This window comes from Spirosoma liriopis (genome assembly GCF_023196085.1).
Taxonomy (GTDB): Bacteria; Bacteroidota; Bacteroidia; order Cytophagales; family Spirosomataceae; genus Spirosoma; species Spirosoma oryzicola.
On sequence record NZ_JALPRF010000003.1, the window covers coordinates 1021948 to 1042175 of the forward strand.

General features: G+C 50.3%; 15 protein-coding genes. 12 read left to right on the plus strand and 3 right to left on the minus strand.

Annotated features, from left to right (window positions below):
* Positions 1–80 precede the first annotated feature (80 nt).
* From prmC to M0L20_RS21245, 4 genes are all read left to right on the plus strand, one after another.
* Positions 81–929: a peptide chain release factor N(5)-glutamine methyltransferase gene (gene prmC, locus M0L20_RS21230; RefSeq protein WP_232558603.1), complete on the plus strand. Its 849-nt coding sequence runs from the start codon at positions 81–83 to the stop codon at positions 927–929.
* Between the two features lie 107 nt (positions 930–1036).
* Positions 1037–2011: an AAA family ATPase gene (locus tag M0L20_RS21235; protein WP_232558604.1), complete on the plus strand. Its 975-nt coding sequence runs from the start codon at positions 1037–1039 to the stop codon at positions 2009–2011.
* Between the two features lie 58 nt (positions 2012–2069).
* A complete protein-coding gene (gene msrB / locus M0L20_RS21240) occupies positions 2070–2615 on the plus strand; it encodes a peptide-methionine (R)-S-oxide reductase MsrB (protein ID WP_248478925.1) in 546 nt (181 codons plus the stop codon).
* Positions 2616–2816: 201 nt separating this feature from the next.
* Positions 2817–4253: a carboxylesterase/lipase family protein gene (locus M0L20_RS21245; RefSeq protein WP_262923972.1), complete on the plus strand. Its 1437-nt coding sequence runs from the start codon at positions 2817–2819 to the stop codon at positions 4251–4253.
* Positions 4254–4386: 133 nt separating this feature from the next.
* Here the strand turns inward: M0L20_RS21245 and M0L20_RS21250 are convergent, their stop codons facing one another.
* The 3 genes from M0L20_RS21250 to M0L20_RS21260 form a co-directional block, all read right to left on the minus strand.
* The gene (locus tag M0L20_RS21250; RefSeq protein ID WP_248478927.1) at positions 4387–5448 is read right to left on the minus strand and encodes an NAD-dependent epimerase/dehydratase family protein; all 1062 of its coding nucleotides are present in this window, start codon (positions 5446–5448) and stop codon (positions 4387–4389) included.
* 91 nt (positions 5449–5539) lie between these two features.
* Entirely contained in the window at positions 5540–7492 is a 1953-nt protein-coding gene (locus tag M0L20_RS21255) for a KUP/HAK/KT family potassium transporter (protein ID WP_232558608.1), read from the minus strand.
* Positions 7493–8698: 1206 nt separating this feature from the next.
* A complete protein-coding gene (locus tag M0L20_RS21260; protein ID WP_232558609.1) occupies positions 8699–10033 on the minus strand; it encodes an Nramp family divalent metal transporter in 1335 nt (444 codons plus the stop codon).
* Between the two features lie 195 nt (positions 10034–10228).
* Between M0L20_RS21260 and M0L20_RS21265 the strand changes: the two genes are divergently transcribed.
* The 8 genes from M0L20_RS21265 (at position 10229) to M0L20_RS21300 (ending at position 20164) form a co-directional block, all read left to right on the plus strand.
* The gene (locus M0L20_RS21265; RefSeq protein WP_232558610.1) at positions 10229–10882 is read left to right on the plus strand and encodes a metal-dependent transcriptional regulator; all 654 of its coding nucleotides are present in this window, start codon (positions 10229–10231) and stop codon (positions 10880–10882) included.
* Positions 10883–10960: 78 nt separating this feature from the next.
* Complete coding sequence (locus M0L20_RS21270) at positions 10961–12037, plus strand: LptF/LptG family permease (protein ID WP_232558611.1); 1077 nt, start codon at positions 10961–10963, stop codon at positions 12035–12037.
* 58 nt (positions 12038–12095) lie between these two features.
* Positions 12096–13028, plus strand: coding sequence for a DMT family transporter (locus M0L20_RS21275; protein ID WP_248478928.1), 933 nt, complete (start codon positions 12096–12098; stop codon positions 13026–13028).
* 10 nt (positions 13029–13038) lie between these two features.
* The gene (locus M0L20_RS21280) at positions 13039–14469 is read left to right on the plus strand and encodes a DUF6056 family protein (RefSeq protein ID WP_232558613.1); all 1431 of its coding nucleotides are present in this window, start codon (positions 13039–13041) and stop codon (positions 14467–14469) included.
* 18 nt (positions 14470–14487) lie between these two features.
* Positions 14488–16185 (plus strand): hypothetical protein, encoded by a 1698-nt coding sequence (locus tag M0L20_RS21285; protein WP_248478929.1) that lies wholly within the window; start codon positions 14488–14490, stop codon positions 16183–16185.
* Between the two features lie 100 nt (positions 16186–16285).
* A complete protein-coding gene (locus M0L20_RS21290; RefSeq protein WP_232558615.1) occupies positions 16286–17254 on the plus strand; it encodes a glycosyltransferase in 969 nt (322 codons plus the stop codon).
* A gap of 92 nt (positions 17255–17346) precedes the next feature.
* A complete protein-coding gene (locus M0L20_RS21295) occupies positions 17347–18642 on the plus strand; it encodes a hypothetical protein (RefSeq protein ID WP_232558616.1) in 1296 nt (431 codons plus the stop codon).
* On the plus strand, positions 18632–20164 hold the full coding sequence (locus M0L20_RS21300) for an MBOAT family O-acyltransferase (protein ID WP_248478930.1): 1533 nt from the start codon (positions 18632–18634) through the stop codon (positions 20162–20164). Before M0L20_RS21295 ends, M0L20_RS21300 begins: the two co-directional genes overlap by 11 nt.
* The last annotated feature ends 64 nt before the right edge of the window (positions 20165–20228 follow it).

The window sequence follows — 20228 nt, forward strand, 5'->3', positions numbered from 1 at the left end:
ACGATTGGATTAGTCTCGCTACTTCGGACGAGAAACCGCAAACTTCTTTAGTTTTACGCAAAATTACGCGACTTAACCCAATGGCCACCGCCAAACCACTCTATCAACGTTTAAGTAAGAATATTACAGCCTACCCGCCCGAAGAAGCGCGGGAAATGGCGTTTATGCTGCTCGATCATTATTTCGGCCTGCGCAAGACCGACGTACTGACCGACAAACCGCTTCCCCCCAATCGCACGGAACCCGACTGGTTTAGAATACTCGAACGCCTGAACCGGCAGGAGCCTATTCAACACGTAATCGGCACAACGATCTTTTGCGGTCTTGAGTTTGAAGTATCGCCGGATGTACTGATTCCCCGACCTGAAACGGAAGACCTCGTTCGGCTGATCATGCACGATTTCGCCGACCGTACCGACGATGTACCCATTGTTGATATTGGTACCGGAAGCGGCTGTATCGCGGTTACGCTGGCCCGTTTTCTGCCGCAGTCCGTTGTCACGGGTTGGGATGTTTCGGACGAAGCGCTTGCGCTTGCCAAACAAAACGCGCAGAATTTGAACGCCGACGTGTCGTTTGAGATACAAGACATTTTGCAGATTCCTGCCGATTTCGTCGGTAAATTTGATTGTGTCGTCAGCAATCCGCCTTACGTCACTCGTTCGGAAGCGGCCGATATGAACCGGAACGTGCTGGATTACGAACCCGATCTGGCCCTATTTGTCGAAGACAATGACCCGCTGGTGTTTTACAAAGCCGTAGCTGATTTCTGCGTTCGTCATCTGACGAAAGATGGCGCGTGTTACGTTGAAATAAACGAACGGTTTGGTGAAGCGACCCGGCAGGTATTTGCCGACCGTGGCTTTAGCAAAATTCAGGTTTACAAGGATATTCACGGCAAAGACCGGAGCATTCGGGCTACGTTCTAGCGATTAGGTTTTCAGTTGACTAGTTTTTAGCTTTCGGTAGCCGAGATCACGAATCAGAAACGTACCGCTCCCGAACCTTATACACTGCAAACGTCAGACGCATACCGATGCAAGCGACATCATTCACGTACCATACTAAAATCCGCGAGGTATTCCACGAAATGAGCCAGGTGGTTGTTGGGCAGGAACGGCTGCTCAACCGGCTACTTATCGGCCTTTTCACGGGCGGACATATTCTGCTCGAAGGGGTGCCGGGCCTGGCCAAGACTCTGACGATCAATACACTCGCCAAGGTCCTGGAACTTGATTTTCAGCGGATTCAGTTCACGCCGGATCTGTTACCCGCCGATCTGGTCGGCACAATGATTTTCAACCAGAAAACGGCGGAGTTTGAGGTCAAGCAGGGACCGATTTTTGCTAACCTGATCCTGGCCGATGAAGTAAACCGCTCTCCGGCTAAAGTACAGGCGGCTTTGCTCGAAGCCATGCAGGAGAAACAGGTAACCATCGGCGAAGAAACCTTTATCCTTGACCGTCCCTTTCTGGTGCTGGCCACGCAAAACCCGGTCGAGCAAGAAGGGACCTACCCGCTTCCCGAAGCGCAGGTTGACCGCTTCATGATGAAGGTGTTCGTCGATTACCTGAACAAAGACGAAGAACTGGAAGTGATGCGCCGGATGTCGAACATGAACTTCGACTACGAAGTGCAATCGGTACTGGGCAAAGAAGATTTGGCTGCGATCCGCGACGAAATCAACGGCGTAACGATTTCAGAAACGCTGGAGCGCTATATCATCGAACTGGTTTTTGCGACCCGCCGACCCATGGAATACAATCTTCGCGACGAAGCCCGCTACATCCAGTTTGGCGTGTCGCCCCGTGCGAGCATCAACCTAAATCTGGCGGCCAAAGCCCTCGCCTACTTCGACCGACGCGAATATGTACTGCCGGAGGACATTAAGGAACTGGCACCCGACGTTTTTAATCACCGGATCATGCTGAATTACGAAGCGGAAGCCGACGGCGTTACGACCTTGCAGGTGATTGATTCGATTCTGCGGAAAGTCGCGATTGGACGCTAAACTCTTACGACACGGATGCTGTTCTGGAATCATACTGCTCCGTAAGGGTGAACGTTGAATGAAGCATAACAAGCTGTTTTTATTAGTAGCCTTGCTGACGGCGGGCAGTTTATGGCTGTACGGACGCTTTCTGGCTACGCCCAGACCTCAACGTAAACCGCCCGTCGGAACAACATCACCGGATGGCCGACGGGTTGAAAAGTCCGACGCCGAATGGCGGTCCATCCTGTCGAACGCCCAGTACGACGTGACTCGCGAACGCGGTACCGAGTGGCCCAACAGCAGCGAACTAACCTACGAACACCGACCGGGAATCTACCGCTGTGTGTGTTGCCACAACCCACTTTTTTCCTCGCTGACCAAGTTTGACTCGCGAACGGGCTGGCCGAGTTTCTACGCGCCCATCGTCCAGAACGCACTGTACACCGAACCTGATGGCGGGCGCACAGAGGTTCGGTGTGCTGTCTGCGATGCGCACCTGGGTCACGTTTTCAACGACGGTCCCGATCCAACCGGTCTTCGCTACTGCATGAACGGCGTGGCGCTTGTGTTTACTCAAGCAGACATGAAACGAGCTGCCCGAAACGAAGCCGCAAAGAAATAGTCCACAAGTCACCTTTTGGCCTAACATTTGCACTAATAGCACTGGCTCCTTCAAGGAGTGTTAAGCCGTTGCAATTTGTCTGGCTAGCGAGTGTTCTTATTTCTTTACATGGATAAATGTTTACTTTGGCGCGTTACCCGTCCTTTCTGGCTAATGGGTCTCTTTTCCTTCTGCTGCCTTTCTACCGTCTGCACTGCTCAAATGCGGCATGAAGTCGCTACAGAAAGCGGGCTGATTTCAGGAATGTCTACTGCAGACAGCGCCCTCGTAGCTTTTAAAGGGATTCCGTTTGCGGCTCCACCAATTAGTAATCTACGTTGGCAACCGCCCCAACCAGCACTTAAGTGGGAAGGCGTCAAAGCCTGTACCGATTTTGGCCCAAGTCCGATGCAGCCGACACCAGCACCTTTTGGTGTGTACACCCCGGAATTTCTCGTTCCGGCTGAACCCATCAGCGAAGATTGTCTGTACCTGAACGTCTGGACAGGAGCCAAATCTTCCAGCGAGAAACGCCCGGTTTTCGTCTGGCTGTATGGCGGAGCGTTCAGCAGCGGGGGAAGCGCCGTTCCTATTTACGATGGCGAAGCGCTGGCCCGAAAAGGTGTAATTTTTGTTTCTATAAACTATAGGGTAGGCATTTTCGGGTTTTTTGCCCATCCCGATCTGAGCAAAGAGTCTTCGACTAAAACGTCAGGCAATTACGGTCTGCTGGATCAGATTGCGGCCTTACAGTGGATTCAGCGAAACATCGCGGCCTTTGGGGGCGACCCAGCGAACGTAACCATCGCGGGCCAGTCGGCGGGTTCCAGAAGCGTCAATTGTCTATTGGCTTCTCCACTGGCTCGGGGATTGTTTCACAAAGCCATCGCCGAAAGTGGTTCAAGTGTACTGGCTAATTCAACCATCAACACAACCAGCCTTTTAAAAGCCGAAGAGCAAGGTGTAACCGTAGCCACAGCCCTACACGCGTCCTCTCCTGATAAGCTACGAGCGATACCCGCTCAGGAGTTACTTCAACAGGTGCAGGAACGTTTTGGCCCGATTGTCGACGGCTATGTGCTACCTCAATCGATAGCAACCATTTTTGGGTCAGGTGAACAGACGAAAGTCCCGCTGCTGACAGGCTGGAATGCCGACGACGGCGGGGCACCAACGGATCGTAAACAAGACGAGTTTCGGCGGGATTTACAACGGCAGTACGGTGCATTCGCAGATGACGTTCTGCGCTACTACCCGGCCTCTACCGATGAACAGGCAGGTGCTTCACAAGCCGCGCTTCATCGCGATTTGACGTATGCCTTACCAACGTATAAACTGGCCCAGATGCAGAGTGAAACGGGAAAATCACCGGTGTACGTTTATCATTTTGCCCACAAGCCACCGGCTACGGGAAACTTTCTTCAATACGGTGCGTTTCACACCGCCGAGGTAGCTTACGCCCTAAACAATCTAGCGTTTTTAAAGCGGCCCTGGCAAGCTATCGACCGCGAACTCGCCAACCAACTATCTTCGTACTGGGTGAACTTTGCCAAAACTGGTAATCCGAACGGCTCAAACCTTCCCCAATGGCCTTCGTATACGGTTACAAACGCCGACATTATGCTATTTGGCGATAAACCGATAGCGCAAAAGCACTAGGCAACGAAGTACTTGATTTTCTGTATTCGAAAACCATTAGCCACTAAGCTCACTGGTTCGGACCTTCCTCTTAAACAAAGATGGCTAGACCCTTATAAAAGGTCTAGCCATTGTTCTTTGCAGAGATTCTCAATTACTTTAGAATTGGCTCCAGAGCCGCCCGGTTTTCGTTGAGCCACGCGTGAATGTCGGTTACAATCTCGCGGATACCGAGTTGCGGTTTCCAACCCGTGAGGTTCGTTACCTTCGTGTTATCGGTGATGTAAAGCCGGATATCAGCCGCGCGGTTTTCGGCAACTTCTTTAATCGGGATCGTTTTTCCGGTCACCTCCTGACAGATTTCGGTTAGTTCCTGCAACGACGCGCTGCTTTCGACACCACCACCCGCATTCAGGATTTCACCGTTTACTTTATCCAGGTTATGCAATTCCCAGTCGATCAACCGGTACAGATCATCGATGTGGAGCATATCGCGGGTCTGTTTACCCGTACCGCCGTAGCCGATGTACGCCAGTTGCTGCTCGAAGTAATGTTTGGCGATCCAAAGTACCATCACACCCTGATCCACCTTGCCCATTTGCCAAGGGCCGGTTAGTACGCCACAGCGATTGATGACCGTTTTCAGGCCATAAAATTCGTTGTATTCCTGAATCAGCAACTCCGACGCCAGCTTGGTTGTGCCGTACAGCGACCGAGCCCCGTCCAGCGGAAAGTTTTCGGCGATGCCGCGTGATGATACGCCAGCAACCGGCTGATCGTCCGTCAGCACAAACCGGGTGTCGGCTTCATCGAAGTTCAGCGTTTCGATGGTTTTGATCGGATAAACGCGACTCGTTGACAGAAAAACAAAATTGGCTTTGTGCTTGAGCGCGTAGTTCAGGCAGTTGACCGTACCAAACAGGTTTGTGTTGATGAGGTAGTCCGGCGTTCCATCCAGACCTGCCAGTACCGACGGTTCGGCCGAAGCTTCAATAACGGTATCCACCGCAGGTAGTGAATCAAAATCTTCTTTGCTGCGAATGTCACCGTGGATAAACTCGATTCCGGCTGCTTTCAACCGCGCCAGACTCAGTTCCGAACCACGCCGTTTCAGGTTATCGAGAGCAAAAATCTGATAATCAGGGTAATTTTTCTTGAGTGCAATGCCCAGTGATGAGCCAACAAAGCCGGCCCCGCCGGTGATGAGAATTTTCATAATCTACTGTTTATCGGTTTACCGTTCACGACGTTCGGTTGCCTCTATACGACTGTACGGATGGCCACGCAACAAGTCATGAACTGTAAACTTAGGATGCGATTCGTTTGAGTTTGACGTTTTCGACCGGACGAATGACCAACGGTACCTTTTCAATTTTTACCGAGCTACTATCGAGACCGAACCAGCGGTCTTCTGACGTGGTAAAGCCTTTTATGTTGAAGTACAGGTTCATAATAAACCGCTCCCGAAACGGCAGTTCGTTTTCAAAGGAAAGGAATTTTTCCAGCACGACAAACCGGAAGTCGCCAATAACGTTCTGGCCCCGGAGCGATTCGTACCGGCTGGTGATGTCCACTTCCTTGTTTTTCACCATGTCCTCTATAACCTTCCGAAAGAACAGGTTGATACGCTGCTCGACCCGGAATCCGAGTTTAAACGTCACTTTGTAAGCGTCGTCGGGCGCGATGGTATTCACTTTGTATTCCATCGTGTACGGATCGTCGGTGGTATCGACGTGGACAAACCAGTAGATATCAGCACGCTTGGGCCGTTTCTGGAAAATCGAATAAATAATCTTGGATTCGATCTCCGATTGACGGGCCGCGTTGCTCATAAAGACCAGGTGCGTCGCGTATTTAGGAATACTGATATCGCGGCTAAGCTCTTTGATAGCCTGTACGTAGTGATCGATCCGGACGTATTCCGTCAGTCGAAGTTTGATCTGGAACGCCTGTAGCCAGATGTACATTACACTGGCAATGGCGAGGCCAATCAACAGCGACACCCAGCCACCATGCGGAAATTTGATCAGGTTAGCGACTAGGAATGATCCTTCGATACCCAGATAAACGGTCAGGAAAAGCACAACGCCCCAGGCTTGGTACTTCTTTGTGTACAGGTAATACGACATCAGCAGTGTCGTCATCAGCATCGTCAGTGTGATAGCAAGCCCGTAAGCCGCTTCCATGTTTGACGACTCGCGGAAATACAGCACAACCCCAACGCAACCAGCCCACAGCAAGAGATTGACGCTTGGTACATAAAGCTGCCCTTTTTGAACGCTTGGGTAACGCAGCCGGACTTTCGGCCAGAAGTTCAGCCGGATGGCTTCACTGATCAGCGTAAACGAACCACTGATAAGCGCCTGGCTGGCAATAACCGTTGCGGCTGTAGCGATGACGATACCAATGGTCAGGAACCAGGGCGGCATTACTTCGTAAAAAGGAATACGATCTTTCAGCACTTGCCCTTCCTGGCTGATCAACCAGGCACCCTGCCCAAAATAATTCAGAATCAGGCACGTTTTGACAAAAATCCAGCTAACCCGGATATTGGCGCGTCCGCAGTGACCCATATCGGAATACAGTGCTTCAGCCCCCGTCGTACAGAGGAATACGGAACCCAGCAACCAAAAGCCACCCGGATATTCAGACAAAAGCCACCAGGCGTAGTAAGGGTTGAGCGCTGCCAGAATACCGGGTGCCTGCGCAACCTGAACCAGCCCGAGTGTTCCCAGCATCACAAACCAGACCAGCATGATCGGGCCAAACGCCGTACCGACAACGCTTGTTCCAAACGCCTGAATCAGAAACAAAACCGTCAGAATCGCAATAACAATCTTGACAATTAGTTCTTCCGTTATATCGGGATACAGCAGCCGAAGCCCTTCTACGGCTGACGACACCGATATAGGCGGGGTAATGATCCCATCGGCAAGCAGGGCCGAACCACCAATGATAGCGGGCAGCGTTAGCCAGCGAGCGTGCCGCCGAACCAAGGCGTATAACGCAAAAATTCCTCCTTCACCCCGGTTATCAGCTCGTAGAATTAAGATTACATACTTAACGGTTGTTTGTAAAGTGAGTGTCCAGAATACGCAGGAAAGAGCCCCCCGAACGACGTCGGCCTGAATGACATTTCCCGCTCCAATAATGGCTCTTAATGTGTACAACGGTGATGTGCCAATGTCACCGTAAATAATTCCCATTGCTACCAGCAAACCGGCAGCCGAGACAGTGTCTAAATGCTTCTTATCTTCCATAAGATCGGCTTTCGCCTGGTCATTTTACGAGCGGGTCAAAACGGGGCAAAGATAGCCGTTGTTTAGATTCATCAACGCTGGTTGATCGGAAAGTTGCTAATTTGTTCGATTGGCGTAAAGCTAACTGTTAAGTTATTGTTTGAGTTTAAACTATATCAGCGCTGGCAACCCATAAACCCCTTGTTCATGCCCCTTTTCCAAGCTAGTTCAACGCACTACCGATACACTAGTCTACCAAAGCAGCATGCAAAAAGTAGCCTTTAGACAAATCCAAAAAACACACTTTTCCGTATGTATGGAATCCCCATTTACACAATAGGTTTTGTTTAATTAGGTGTGTTTGAGCAGACGATTCGTTCCATGAGCGAATCGTCTCTTTTTTAACTCGTTACGCAATCAATTGCTAGTCGACACTACCTATCGTCCCGTCATCCGATCAGCGTTTCCGTATCCACTAATAGCTTCTATACAATCAGCACAAAGCGCTATCATACTCTTTCAAATCAGTTGATGTGAAGCGCCACGATGCCAAAAAATTGATAAATAGAGTTTAACTGGCTTTAAAGTAATATTTTTCTTTATATTGTTACTCGGAAGTGAAGATGATAAATCCAAACGAAGCTAAAAATCGTATACCATACATTCAGGGCTTTCGCAGTCGGTTGTACGACGTTTCTTTGTGACGCAAGAAGTAAGCGTGGTACAGCCGCTGCGAAAGCCCTGATCTTTTTTGCTCATCAGCCAAATCGCTCCCAAAAATACCAGTCATCAATTCGTCATTTGCCGGCTCCATCGAACGATCATTCACCGATGCGCCAGGACACAGGCGGCTGGTTCCTCCGAAAAAGTACTTTTCGCATCAATACGACGACCAGCAAGCCAAAAAATAATGGAATAAACAGCCGGCCGTAGGAAGGCAAAAAAGCAACGGACATAAAATCGTTTAGTGACTCATTGTAAATAGCCCCCAGTGAGTCGTTGGGTTTGAGTTGCCTAAAATCATCCTCGCTGAAATGATTTTTTTGAGCATTCGGCCCGAACGCTGATGTGCTGTCATGCATCAGGTCCTTAAAATTAGCCCAACCGGAGAACCAACAATCGATTACTTTGTAAACGGCCAAGCACAAAGTCCATACCCAAAGCGGCACAAAAAGCAGATTGATCTACGCCTTTTGTGCCGCTTTAATTATCCGAAAAACGGTATGCTTAAAACAGGGTATCCCAAAGCAAATATCCATTCAACCCCATGATGATAACGGCCACGACCCAGGAGACGACTTTTACCCAGCCAGGATTTACGAAACGACCCATTTTCAGCTTATCATTGGTAAACGACACCAGCGGGAATACAGCAAAACTTAACTGAAGCGATAAAACTACCTGACTAAATACCAGGAGTTCCGAAGTTCCCTGCTCGCCGTACAGAATAGCGACGATCAGAGCAGGTACGATAGCAACTAGACGCGTAATAAGGCGACGTAACCAAGGTTTGATCCGTAGCTCCAGAAAGCCTTCCATGACGATCTGCCCGGCCAGGGTACCCGTCAGCGTCGAATTCTGACCCGACGCTAGCAAAGCTACAGCAAACAGGATACCAGCCAGTTTAACGCCCAGGATGGGGTCTAACAGCCGATGCGCATCGGTAATATCAGCAACATGCTGGTTTCCCGAAAAATGGAACGTTGCCGCCGATAAAATCAAAATAGCCGCATTGATGAAAAACGCCAGGAACAGCGAAACGGTCGAGTCAATCGTGGCAAACTTGATAGCGGTTTGTCGTCCTTCGTCATCCCGGCCAAAGTCGCGGGTCTGTACAATGCTCGAATGCAGGTAAAGGTTATGCGGCATTACCGTAGCCCCCAGAATACCAATCGCAATGTAAAGCATGGCGGGATTGGTAACGATTTCTGTACGAGGGAGTAACCCGCTAAGCACATCACCGACGGCAGGTCGCGACACAAACAACTCATAACCAAAGCATCCGATAATCAGGAAGATAAGGCTGGCCACGATTCGTTCGATTGTCTGAAATCCTTTGTTCTGCAAGTAAAGTAACAGCAGTACGTCAAGCGCCGTTATAAGAATACCGACCGTAATGGGTAAGCCGAATAGCAGGTTCAGGGCAATAGCAGAGCCAATTACTTCGGCCAGATCGGTAGCGGCAATGGCAATTTCGGCTAGTACCCATAAGCCAACCGCAACCGGACGGCTATAGTGATCCCGACACGCCTGCGCCAGGTCCCGTCCGGTAACAATGCCTAATTTGAGCGAAAGGTGTTGAAGCAGAATAGCAAACAGATTTGAAATCAGCACAACGGACAGCAACCGATAGCCGAACTGAGCGCCCCCTGCGATGTCGGTTGCCCAGTTACCGGGGTCCATATAACCAACCGCCACCATGAGCCCCGGCCCGAAATAAGCCATCAACGTCCTGAAAAAACCACTGTTCTTAGGAACGTGAACGGAGCTATGAACATCCGGCAGAGAATTGTCTGTACTGGCTCGCTGCCATCCTTTCATGGGTGTATTTGTTGCTTCCATTTTATTCGATACACTAATGGATACTTGTCGCCAACCCGAAATGTTTTACTGGCTACAGCTATAACATTCAAATATAAGCATTGTTGAAATAAAAATTTAGACTTGTCTAAATTTTTAGAAAGTTTAACATAAAAACTATCTTTGCCTTTAAACTGTTCCATGCTACTTATCCGTTTCTACTAGGTAGCTATCGTTATGCAGTCATTTACCGAAGAGAATTATCTGAAAACCATTTACTACCTCGCCACCCGTCAGGAAGGAGAGGTAAGCACGAATGCGTTGGCTGAAATGACCGCCACTAAAGCGGCTTCCGTGACTGACATGTTGCGCAAACTGGCGGATAAGCAACTGATTCATTATAAGAAATACCAGGGTGTCCGGCTGACAGACGAAGGCGAACGGCTGGCGCTGCAAATTATCCGACGGCACCGGCTCTGGGAGGTTTTTCTGGTTGAGAAGCTAGGCTTCGGCTGGGATGAAGTGCACGACATCGCCGAAGAACTGGAACACATTCGCTCGGACGAACTGGTGAGCCGTTTGGATGCGTTTTTGGGTAACCCGAAGTTTGACCCGCACGGCGATCCAATTCCGACTCCGGCTGGACACATGCCCCAGACCGGTTACCGAAAATTGTCGGACGTGGTTGCGGGCGAGGGTGTCCGACTGATGGGTGTGCTCGAACATTCGACCGAGTTCTTGCAGCACCTCGATCATTCCCAACTGACGCTTGGCTGTCTGGTGACTGTGACGGAAATCAACGCCTTCGACAAATCGGTTTTACTTCAGATTACGGGTGGCCGACCGGTGTTTGTCAGTCACGAAGTTGCCCGAAATTTGTTAGTCAATTAATTGTGCAATGTCGGTTGTAAGAAACCGAAAGGCTAAGCTAAGTTCTGTGTCGCTTCAAAGAAGCCGACTTCCTATACGATGAAACTGTTAGACTGGTATATACTCAAACGTTTCCTGCAAACCTATCTCTTCGTGGTGATGGTGATTGTGCTGGTTGTCGTTATGATCGATTACACCGAAAAGGTGGACAATTTCCATAAGAACAATGCCCCCGCCAGCGAAATCTTGGGGAGTTATTACCTTAATTTTATTCCCTATTGGGCCAACTACATCAGCCCGCTGATGGTCTTTATTGCGACCGTGTTCCTGACCTCACGGTTAGCCGCCCGCACCGAGATTATCGCAATTCTGAGCAGTGGTGTCAGTTTCATTCGTTTGCTGTTTCCGTACGTGCTCGGCGCGTCGATACTGGCAGTAGTGACGTATTTTATGGTCAACTACGTCATTCCGAAGGCCAATAAAACCCGAATTAACTTCGAGATAAAATACATCAACGACGCTTTCACCTACTCCCGTCGCAATGTTCATATCAAGATTGCGCCCGATACCTACGCGTATCTGGAGAGTTATAACAACCAAAGTAATACGGGTTATCGATTCACGCTGGAACGCGTTGAAGGAAATGAGCTAAAGCAAAAACTTACCGCCGATCACATTGAGTGGGATAAGAAGAAAAAGAAGTGGGGCGTGTACGACTATAAAATTCGGACGATCAACGGCTTACAGGAAACCTTGACGCCCGGTGCCCGACTGGATACCACGCTCAATCTGAAGCCCGACGATTTCGGCTCCGATTTCAACCTATACGAAACACTGACTCGTCCGGAGTTAAACAGACACATCGACTTACTCGTCAGTCGTGGTTCGGACGGTGTAGAAACCTACCTGTTGGAGAAGTACAGCCGCGATACGCGCCCGTTTGCCATTATCATCCTGACGGTAATTGGCGTCATCATGTCGGCGCGTAAAAGCCGCCGGGGCGTGGGTTGGCAGGTGGCGCTGGGCTTCTTCCTGGCCTTTACGTATCTTTTGTTTTTCATGCTGGCGAAGGGGATTGCCGAATCGGGCAACCTGAATCCGGTTGTGGCAGTCTGGCTGCCAAATGCTATTTTTACGGTCGTCGGCGTATTTCTGTATAATACAATTCCGAGGTAATCATGCGCGGGAAGAACCCGTTTTGACTCTCAGAACGGCCCTCTCCCGCCTATTCATTATGTCCCAAAAGCCCACGTTTACCGATTATTTTCAACTTCACTTCATTGTGCTGATCTGGGGCTTCACGGCCATTCTGGGCAAGCTTCTGGAACCCCTCAATTCGTCGGCGGTCGTTTTGTTCCGAACCCTACTGGCTGTACTCGGATTAGGAATTGTACTGGTGGTCCGTCGCCAGAATCTGCACGTTTCTTCTACCGACCGCTGGCGACTGCTGGCAACCGGCGGTCTTATTGGCTTGCACTGGGTTTTGTTTTTCGCAGCGGCCCGACTGTCAAACGTGTCGGTCTGTCTGGCCGGTATGGCCACCAGTTCCTTGTGGGCAAGTCTGCTGGAACCGCTAATCCTGCGCCGACGCATCCAACTGATTGAGGTTGTGCTGGGTGGAGTTGTTATGGCGGGTTTGTACCTGATCTTTCAATTTGAGTTCGACAAAATAGCGGGTCTGGTCGTGGCTATGGCTGCGGCTATGTTGTCGTCATTATTTACGATCATTAACAGCCGTTTCACGCAACGATACGATGCGCTGGTCATTTCGTTTTACGAGATGATCGGAGCTTCCGTCGGGGCGCTTGGTTTGTGGTTCATTGCCCGGATGGCCGACCCCCTCGAAGCCAATCCTCCGATTCAATACGTACCGCACACACCCTTGCAATGGCTTTGGCTGTTGATCCTATCATTGGTCTGTACGGTATACGCGTATACGGTTGGGGTACGGCTGTTGCGTAAGTTTTCACCGTATATGGCCGTTTTAACTGTAAATTTGGAGCCGGTGTATGGGATTTTACTCGCTGTACTGATTTTCGGCAACGCCGAACGCATGACAGCAGGCTTTTACTTGGGTACGCTGGTCATCCTGGCGGCCGTGGTCGCTTACCCTCTCTGGAACAACCGTCCCAGAAAAGTAAAATCCCAACAGCCAACACCGCTTTAATAGCCTGTTCATGACTACATCTTCGCCACTGGCGCGTTCTGTCTCGTTCTTGCTTTTGTTTTTTTCGATTGTCATTGCGTTGCCGCTGATTGCCTTGTCGTTTTACAATCACCCCTCACCCACCGACGATTATTGTTTTGCCAATACGTCGATGCGATACGGTTTCTGGCAATCACAGCAAATCTATTATGACGGATGGAGCGGTCGTTTTTTTCACAACTTTCTGGTTCATGGTAGCCCGCTGACCTTTGGCTGGTACGCTGGTTACAAGATCTACCCCATTGTTTTGCTGGCGTTACTGGCACTAAGTTTTTACGCTTTCGCGAGTCAGTGGCTACACAACCCGTTTGATGCCACGGTCAAACTAGCACTAGCTGCCGGTCTTTTTGTGGGCTTTGTCGCCACGTTGACGAGCCTATCCGAATATTTGTACTGGTACGCGGGAATGGCCTGCTACAGTCTGTCCAGCGTTTTTCTGCTATTTTTGTTAGCCACACTACTCGCGCACAAACGAAGCGGTTTTGGCTGGCACATCGGCTATATAGCCGTCGAGAGCCTGCTTATTCTGGGTATTATTGGCTCCAGCGAGACAAGCATGGTTATGGTTATGTCGGTCCTGGGCTTGCTGGCACTGGGCGAACTGATCCAGCGTCGTCGCTTATCGTTTACGACGCTGACGCTGCTGGTTGTGGGAGCCATTGGTTGTTACTACCTGATCTCCGCACCGGGTAATGCCGTTCGGATGGGCTCGAACCCCAACAGCCGGGATATTCCGCTTACGTTGCTGTCGTCGCTCCGATTTGCGGTAGGGTACGTGACGCGTCAGATTTTTCTAACTCCTCTGCTCCCCTTATCGCTGTTGTACATTCCTATCGCCTACCGGCTTACGGCTAACCGGCCTTTACCAGCTTACCTGCGCTTACACCCCTTGCTCGCATTGCTGCATGGTTCGGCAACGGTACTGGTACTGATTTCGCTGCACTTCTACGCAGTAGGCATAGCACCCGCCTATCGGCTGGTTAACCTCATCAATTTAGTGTTCTGGCTGAGTTGGGGGTATAACCTGACGCTTTGGGTAGCCGTTTTACGCGACCGCATCCATCCGCAACTAGGTCAACGATTTGTCCGTCCGGTCGCCATGGGCGCACTCGTGTGGACGGGACTTTCGGCTGGCTTTGGGCCGGTGCTTCCGCTTGCCTACGGTGACTGGCTTAGCGGTCGGGCGGCTCGTTACGACCAGGCGATGCAGGATCGGTATAACCAGATGACCCAATCAGGCACCGACACGGCGCTGGTTACTCCGTTACCGGTTTATCCGGCTTCTATGTTCATGGAAGATGTCAAAGAAGACCCAAAGCACCTGTGGAACCGCTGCTGGGCCGATTATTACCACAAACAGACGATTGTTCTCCAGGACAATCCGACTTCCCCTACTCACTAAGCGCATTCTCTGAACCGTATGACTCGGCTCTACCGACTACTGGCATCATCTCGACTAACGATTCCCTTGTTACTGCTGCCGATTGCCGGTTTCTTTGTTTACTTTTTTGCTCTTCGCTACAACATTCCTTGGTTCGATGATTTTGAGAATATTCCTTATTTTCTGGACCGGTTTCTCAACGCTCCGTCTGCCGGTGAATCCGTAGCCGCTTTGTTACGCCCGAACAACGAACACCGGGTGGTTTACGCCCGGCTCGTGGTTCTTGCTCACTATTACCTGACCGGGGGCATCAATTTTGCTAATCTGATGCTTTGGGCCAATGTCGGTCTGGTCCTGATTTTTTATCTGCTCTACCGGGCGCTCAGGAGTCAGGAACGCCTATCGCAATCCGCTCTCATTGGCCTGCTTCCTGTACCACTGCTGCTTTTCACGGCGCAGAGCTACATTATGACGTTCACGGCCATTTTTTCCCTGCAATATCTGGCCATCATTTCACTAGTCACACTCACGCTTTTTGTGCTCGCCATCAACCGACCGCTTTACGTAGGCATTGCGCTGGCACTCGGTTTACTCAGCACGTTCAGTATGGGCAATGGACTCCTGCTATGGCCTGCCGGCGTTGGTATGCTGGTCCTGCAACGACGTTGGCAAGCGTTAGCTATCTGGATTATAGCCGGCGGGTTGAGCGTATACCTGTACTTTTTGGGTTATCCGGTTCAGCAGGGTAACGACGCGGGGTTTGCGTACGTATTGCAGCATCCGCTACAAACGATTGCCGGTTTTCTAATTTTCTCCGGAAGTGTATTTGACTTATTTCCAACACTACCCGAAAAATACCGGTTTTTTCTGCCGTTTCTGGCCGGTTTGGTTCTGATGATCGGCCTGGGTTATTGGCTGGTTCGCGTGCTGGTTCGTTTTGTCAAAAGCGACAAAAATTATTCGTTCTTCGAGATCTTTGTTGCGGGCTGTCTGCTCTTTTTACTGGCCAACATTGCCCTGATCGCCTTTTTCAGACTGCGGTTTTATTTTGGCATGGCGCTCCACATCCCCTACCGGATCTACGCTTTGGCCCTGTGGTCGGTTGCCAGCGTATTACTCTTTAGCCAACTTTCCGAAACGATACGCACCCGCATCTGGCCAGCGGTCTGGCTGCTTTTTCTGGGTCTTAATCTGCTGACGTATGGTACGTACATACCCGAAGCCATAGAACGTCGCAAACAAATGCAGGGCTTAACGTTCAATCAACTGCATAGCGATATTGGCCTTGGCGGAACCCGTAACTCTGAACTCGCGCGGTATATCAGCAACCTAATTGTGCTAATGCGTGATCGAAACTGGTACAATCTCCCCAACCCGGCCATCACACCCGACGAACAGCAACTTGCCAAATCCGTTGTTGCGACGACCGCGATGCCGCCCTTACAAGTCGCTCGTCAAGCGGATTATTTTGTTGTGGACGGTACTACTCCAAATTATAGCGTAGGAATCAACTCGGGAATATATGTAATCATGAAATCGGCCCAGCACACCTACCTGGTATTCGCACCGAAAAACCGACCGGTAACGTATAAACCGTGGCGGGTAGCTCCTGGCTTTTCGGCGGCTTTACCGATTCATTTAATGCAGCCGGGCCGCTACCGACTGGGGCTTTTTCAGACTCAACCTGAACGGAGTACCATTCGGTTTGGCGACCAGTTTGTTGATATACCTGACTAACACGGATAGTCGCAATCGCCTACGGGATTGTGCTATACGCTAAATGTACAGGCATGTTTTAGGATAAAAGGCTATTTTTGCCGCTCAAACCACCATCACGTTGGACACTAGAACCAATTCACTGCCTGATCAGATTAATGTTGTCATACCACTTTTCAACGATTGGCTGGCAGTAGGGCTGCTAATTGAGCGTATTCGGTCAGTGGTCGATGCGTCGATACAGAACCGGCTTGCTTTTTTGATCGTAGATGACTGCTCGGCCATCAATTACGATACGTTACCCACCGGAGTCGGAAAATCCTTATCCATACTGCGGCTGTTTCGGAACGTTGGCCACCAGAAAGCCATCGCCTTAGGCATTGCTTATTTGGCCGATCAGCCGGATCAATACCCCACTATTGTGATGGATTCCGACGGCGAAGACCGCCCGGAAGACATTGTGCAACTGGTGGAGCGAGGCATCGAAAAGCCGGGCCATGTTGTATTCGCGCATCGGGCCAAACGTCACGAAAGCCTTATGTTCCGGACGTTCTACATTGTTTATAAGTCTGTTTTCCAGTTATTGACGGGTAAGGTAATTACCTTTGGCAATTTTAGTCTGGTTCCAGCCGGTCAGTTGCGAAAACTAGCCCATGTCTCCGAAATCTGGAATAATTATCCGGGGGGTGTCATTCGCTCACGGCTTCCGTATACCGCTATTCCGCTCGAACGGGGTCGTCGCCTGGCCGGTGAATCGAAGATGAATTTCGTGTCGCTGGTACTGCATGGCCTGAGTGCCGTCTCGGTACTGATCGACACAACCGCCATGCGACTCGTACTTTTTTGCATGATGATGCTTGTTGTGTCGATCTTTGGAATAAGTATTGTCTTGTTTTTAAAGTTTTTCACCAATACATCAACGCCCGGCTGGACGAGTAATCTGATCTTTTCGTTTTTGATTGTTATTCTCCAGGCATTCCTAATTTCATTGCTGCTCGTGTTCATGGTGCTGTCGTACCGAACACAGATCCAGTTTATTCCCGCCAAACAGTTTGGCGATTTTGTCGAGCGCGTTGAGCGCGTGTATTAAATCAACGTGTTTTCAATCCGAAGTTTTTACGAGTGTGGACTCTGTTTGCACCCAAAACTTCGGGCTGAAACTCATAAACTAGATGTCAGTTTATGACTATTGTTTATATCAAAGCAGCGGTTTCGGTTGCTTTAGGACTTTTCCTGATTGGACTGCTGTGGCAACGAACCGCAGTCGTCAATAAACTACAACGTTCTGGCGTATGGGTCCTCGACGGTTGCTGGGTAGCTTTCCGATTGATTCCATTCATCGTTACCTACATCGTCCTCGGCTACCAGCCCCAATCGGATGTGGCCACGTTTTATTATCCCATTGGCATGTCGGCCTTACAGGGTGGGGTTCCCTACCGCGATGTATACAGTTGCTACTCGCCGTTGTTCGGGTACTGGCTTGCTCCGTTCCTGAGCCTGTGGAGCGATATGCGCATGGTCGTGCTTGCCATGATGATCGTTGAAGGACTGGCCGTTCGGTTGACGTTTCACTACTATCAGACGCAGGAGTCGCTGGGCGAACGACTGTTCCGAGGTGTGTTTTATTATATCCTGCCTCTGCCGCTCGTCATGTGCGTGTTCAGCGGACAGGAAGACGTTATTCTCTGGCTCTTTGCCCTACTGGCTATTCCGCTGATGCAATCAAGACCTTATGCCGCCGGGCTGGTACTTGGTCTGGGGATGCTGGCAACCAAAGCCGTTTTTATCCTGCTGCTTATTCCAGTCTGGCTGCTCAGTCTGCGTAATTTGCGGTTTGTATCGTGGTTCACAGCAGGCTTATTGACTGTCGGCATTCCTGCTATACTTTTCCTGTATTTCAAAGCGGGCCTACCCCTATTCATTGAGCAGCAATCGCACGAAGGCGATTTCCTAAAAGCACCCAACTGGCGTTCGATTTCAAATCCCTTCCTGACCGAAGGGCTCCGCTCGGCAAATGACCTGTGGAAATGGGGCGGTTTATTGATTACGCTTCTGATCATGCTGGTTGGGGTATGGCGGATTTACTCATCCCGCAAAAACTGGCGGTATCAGGATTATCTACCGTTTCTGTACATCCTGACCTACAGTGTCATGAGCATTGTCCAGCAAAATGCGATCAGCAACTACGCGTATCTGTTTATGTTGCCGCTCGTTTTCACCATGACCAATTTCCGACGGACCTGGTTTTGCGTTGGGCTAATCGGGTTCAACATTCTGGCGGCTATCCATCCGTCGCTGTGGTGGCGGCTTGGTATGCCCTACTACAACCGGTTGACGGCCCTGGTAACCCCAGTTGCCGCGCTGGAATATTCGATTGAACTGCTCATATTTACTGGATTTATCTACTACGCCATTCGGGCAATGAACGCGCTGCGCCGACCCAAGTCGGTTGCGCAGGCAGAACCATATGCTGTTTAATTCGCTTCAGTTTTTACTGTTTTTTATTGTTGTAACACTCGCTTACTTTAGTCTGAAGTGGCAGGGGCGCTGGATACTGCTGCTGCTGGCGAGTTTTTACTTCTACATGGTGTTTAAGCCAGCGTACGTGCTGATCTTATTCGCGACTATTGTTATTGACTACATTGCGGGGATCTGGCTCGAAAAAACGCACGGCAAAGCCCGCAAGTGGCTGCTCGTTGTGTCGCTGGTTACGAATATTGGCATTCTTGCTTTTTTTAAATACCTCGGCTTTTTTACCGAGAATATTTCCTGGCTGTTCGAGCACCTACATATGCCCGAAGCAGCTGACCGGGCTTTCAACTTGGGCAATCGACTTTTCGTGAGAGTGCTTCGTTTCTTTGGCGAAACCGGCGTTACATCGTTCAAAAACAACATGAGCATTCTTCCGGTTGGGCTCTCGTTCCATACGTTTCAGGCGATGAGCTACACCATCGAGGTGTATCGGGGTAATCAGAAAGCAGAACGGCACTTCGGAATATACGCTCTCTATGTCATGTTTTATCCGCAGTTGGTAGCCGGACCGATTGAACGACCGCAAAACGTGCTCTGGCAGTTTCACAAGCAATTCTCTTACAACCCGGAAAACGTAAAAGCCGGTTTGATGCAAATGGCGTTCGGCTTTTTTAAGAAAGTAGTGATTGCCGACCGCTTAGCGATGCTTGTTGATCATGCTTACGGCGATCCGTCGGCGCATAACGGACTGACATTACTAGCCGCAACGTTTTTTTATACCATCCAGATCTACTGCGACTTTTCGGGCTATTCCGATATTGCCATCGGGGCCGCGCGCGTGATGGGCTTTACGCTCATGGAAAACTTTCGGACGCCGTACATCGCCCAGTCCGTTTCGGAATTCTGGCGACGGTGGCACATTTCGCTATCGACCTGGTTTCGCGATTACCTGTACATTCCGCTCGGCGGCAACCGCAAAGGCGAGTTCCGGCAGTACCTGAACATGATGATTGTTTTTCTGGCGAGCGGTCTGTGGCACGGCCCTAACTGGACTTACGTGATCTGGGGTGGGCTGAACGGCTTTTATCAGATTCTGGCCGTTCTACGGGATAAATTGCTGGCTCGGCTCGGCTTCTCGTCAACGCCCCCCCGAATGGTCACCTCCCCCGCCAGTGAGCGCCAATCGGATCGATCACCTGTACGGGTCGTCGTCAACGTGCTGATCACCTTCGTACTGATTATGCTGACGTGGGTGTTTTTCCGCGCCCGAAGCGTGGGTGACGCGTTTCTGGTTCTACAACGGATTACAACCCTATCGCCCAGCGATCACATCGACAGCCCTATGAATGCCACCGAAATGTGGTTTAGCCTGTTCCTGATTGCGTTCCTCCTCATCAAAGAGTATTTCTACCTTTACATTCCGACGCGCAACACCGTCCGGTTTGCTGTATTGTTTGTCCTGATTACGTTTGTGACGTACTTCTTTGGTGTCTTTTCGTCCAATCAGTTTATTTACTTCCAGTTCTAAAAAAATTGTGGGGTTTCGGTGGTGTCGGGTTCTCAAACCCGACACCACCGAAACCCCACAATTT

Coding starts and splice junctions, on each gene's coding strand:
- prmC (WP_232558603.1), top strand. CDS start 81: ATGGCCACCGCCAAACCACTCTATCAACGTTTAAGTAAGAATATTACA.
- M0L20_RS21260 (WP_232558609.1), bottom strand. CDS start 10,033: ATGGAAGCAACAAATACACCCATGAAAGGATGGCAGCGAGCCAGTACA.
- M0L20_RS21235 (WP_232558604.1), top strand. CDS start 1,037: ATGCAAGCGACATCATTCACGTACCATACTAAAATCCGCGAGGTATTC.
- M0L20_RS21285 (WP_248478929.1), top strand. CDS start 14,488: ATGACTCGGCTCTACCGACTACTGGCATCATCTCGACTAACGATTCCC.
- M0L20_RS21295 (WP_232558616.1), top strand. CDS start 17,347: ATGACTATTGTTTATATCAAAGCAGCGGTTTCGGTTGCTTTAGGACTT.
- msrB (WP_248478925.1), top strand. CDS start 2,070: ATGAAGCATAACAAGCTGTTTTTATTAGTAGCCTTGCTGACGGCGGGC.
- M0L20_RS21250 (WP_248478927.1), bottom strand. CDS start 5,448: ATGAAAATTCTCATCACCGGCGGGGCCGGCTTTGTTGGCTCATCACTG.
- M0L20_RS21245 (WP_262923972.1), top strand. CDS start 2,817: ATGCGGCATGAAGTCGCTACAGAAAGCGGGCTGATTTCAGGAATGTCT.
- M0L20_RS21265 (WP_232558610.1), top strand. CDS start 10,229: ATGCAGTCATTTACCGAAGAGAATTATCTGAAAACCATTTACTACCTC.
- M0L20_RS21255 (WP_232558608.1), bottom strand. CDS start 7,492: ATGGAAGATAAGAAGCATTTAGACACTGTCTCGGCTGCCGGTTTGCTG.
- M0L20_RS21280 (WP_232558613.1), top strand. CDS start 13,039: ATGACTACATCTTCGCCACTGGCGCGTTCTGTCTCGTTCTTGCTTTTG.
- M0L20_RS21275 (WP_248478928.1), top strand. CDS start 12,096: ATGTCCCAAAAGCCCACGTTTACCGATTATTTTCAACTTCACTTCATT.
- M0L20_RS21300 (WP_248478930.1), top strand. CDS start 18,632: ATGCTGTTTAATTCGCTTCAGTTTTTACTGTTTTTTATTGTTGTAACA.
- M0L20_RS21270 (WP_232558611.1), top strand. CDS start 10,961: ATGAAACTGTTAGACTGGTATATACTCAAACGTTTCCTGCAAACCTAT.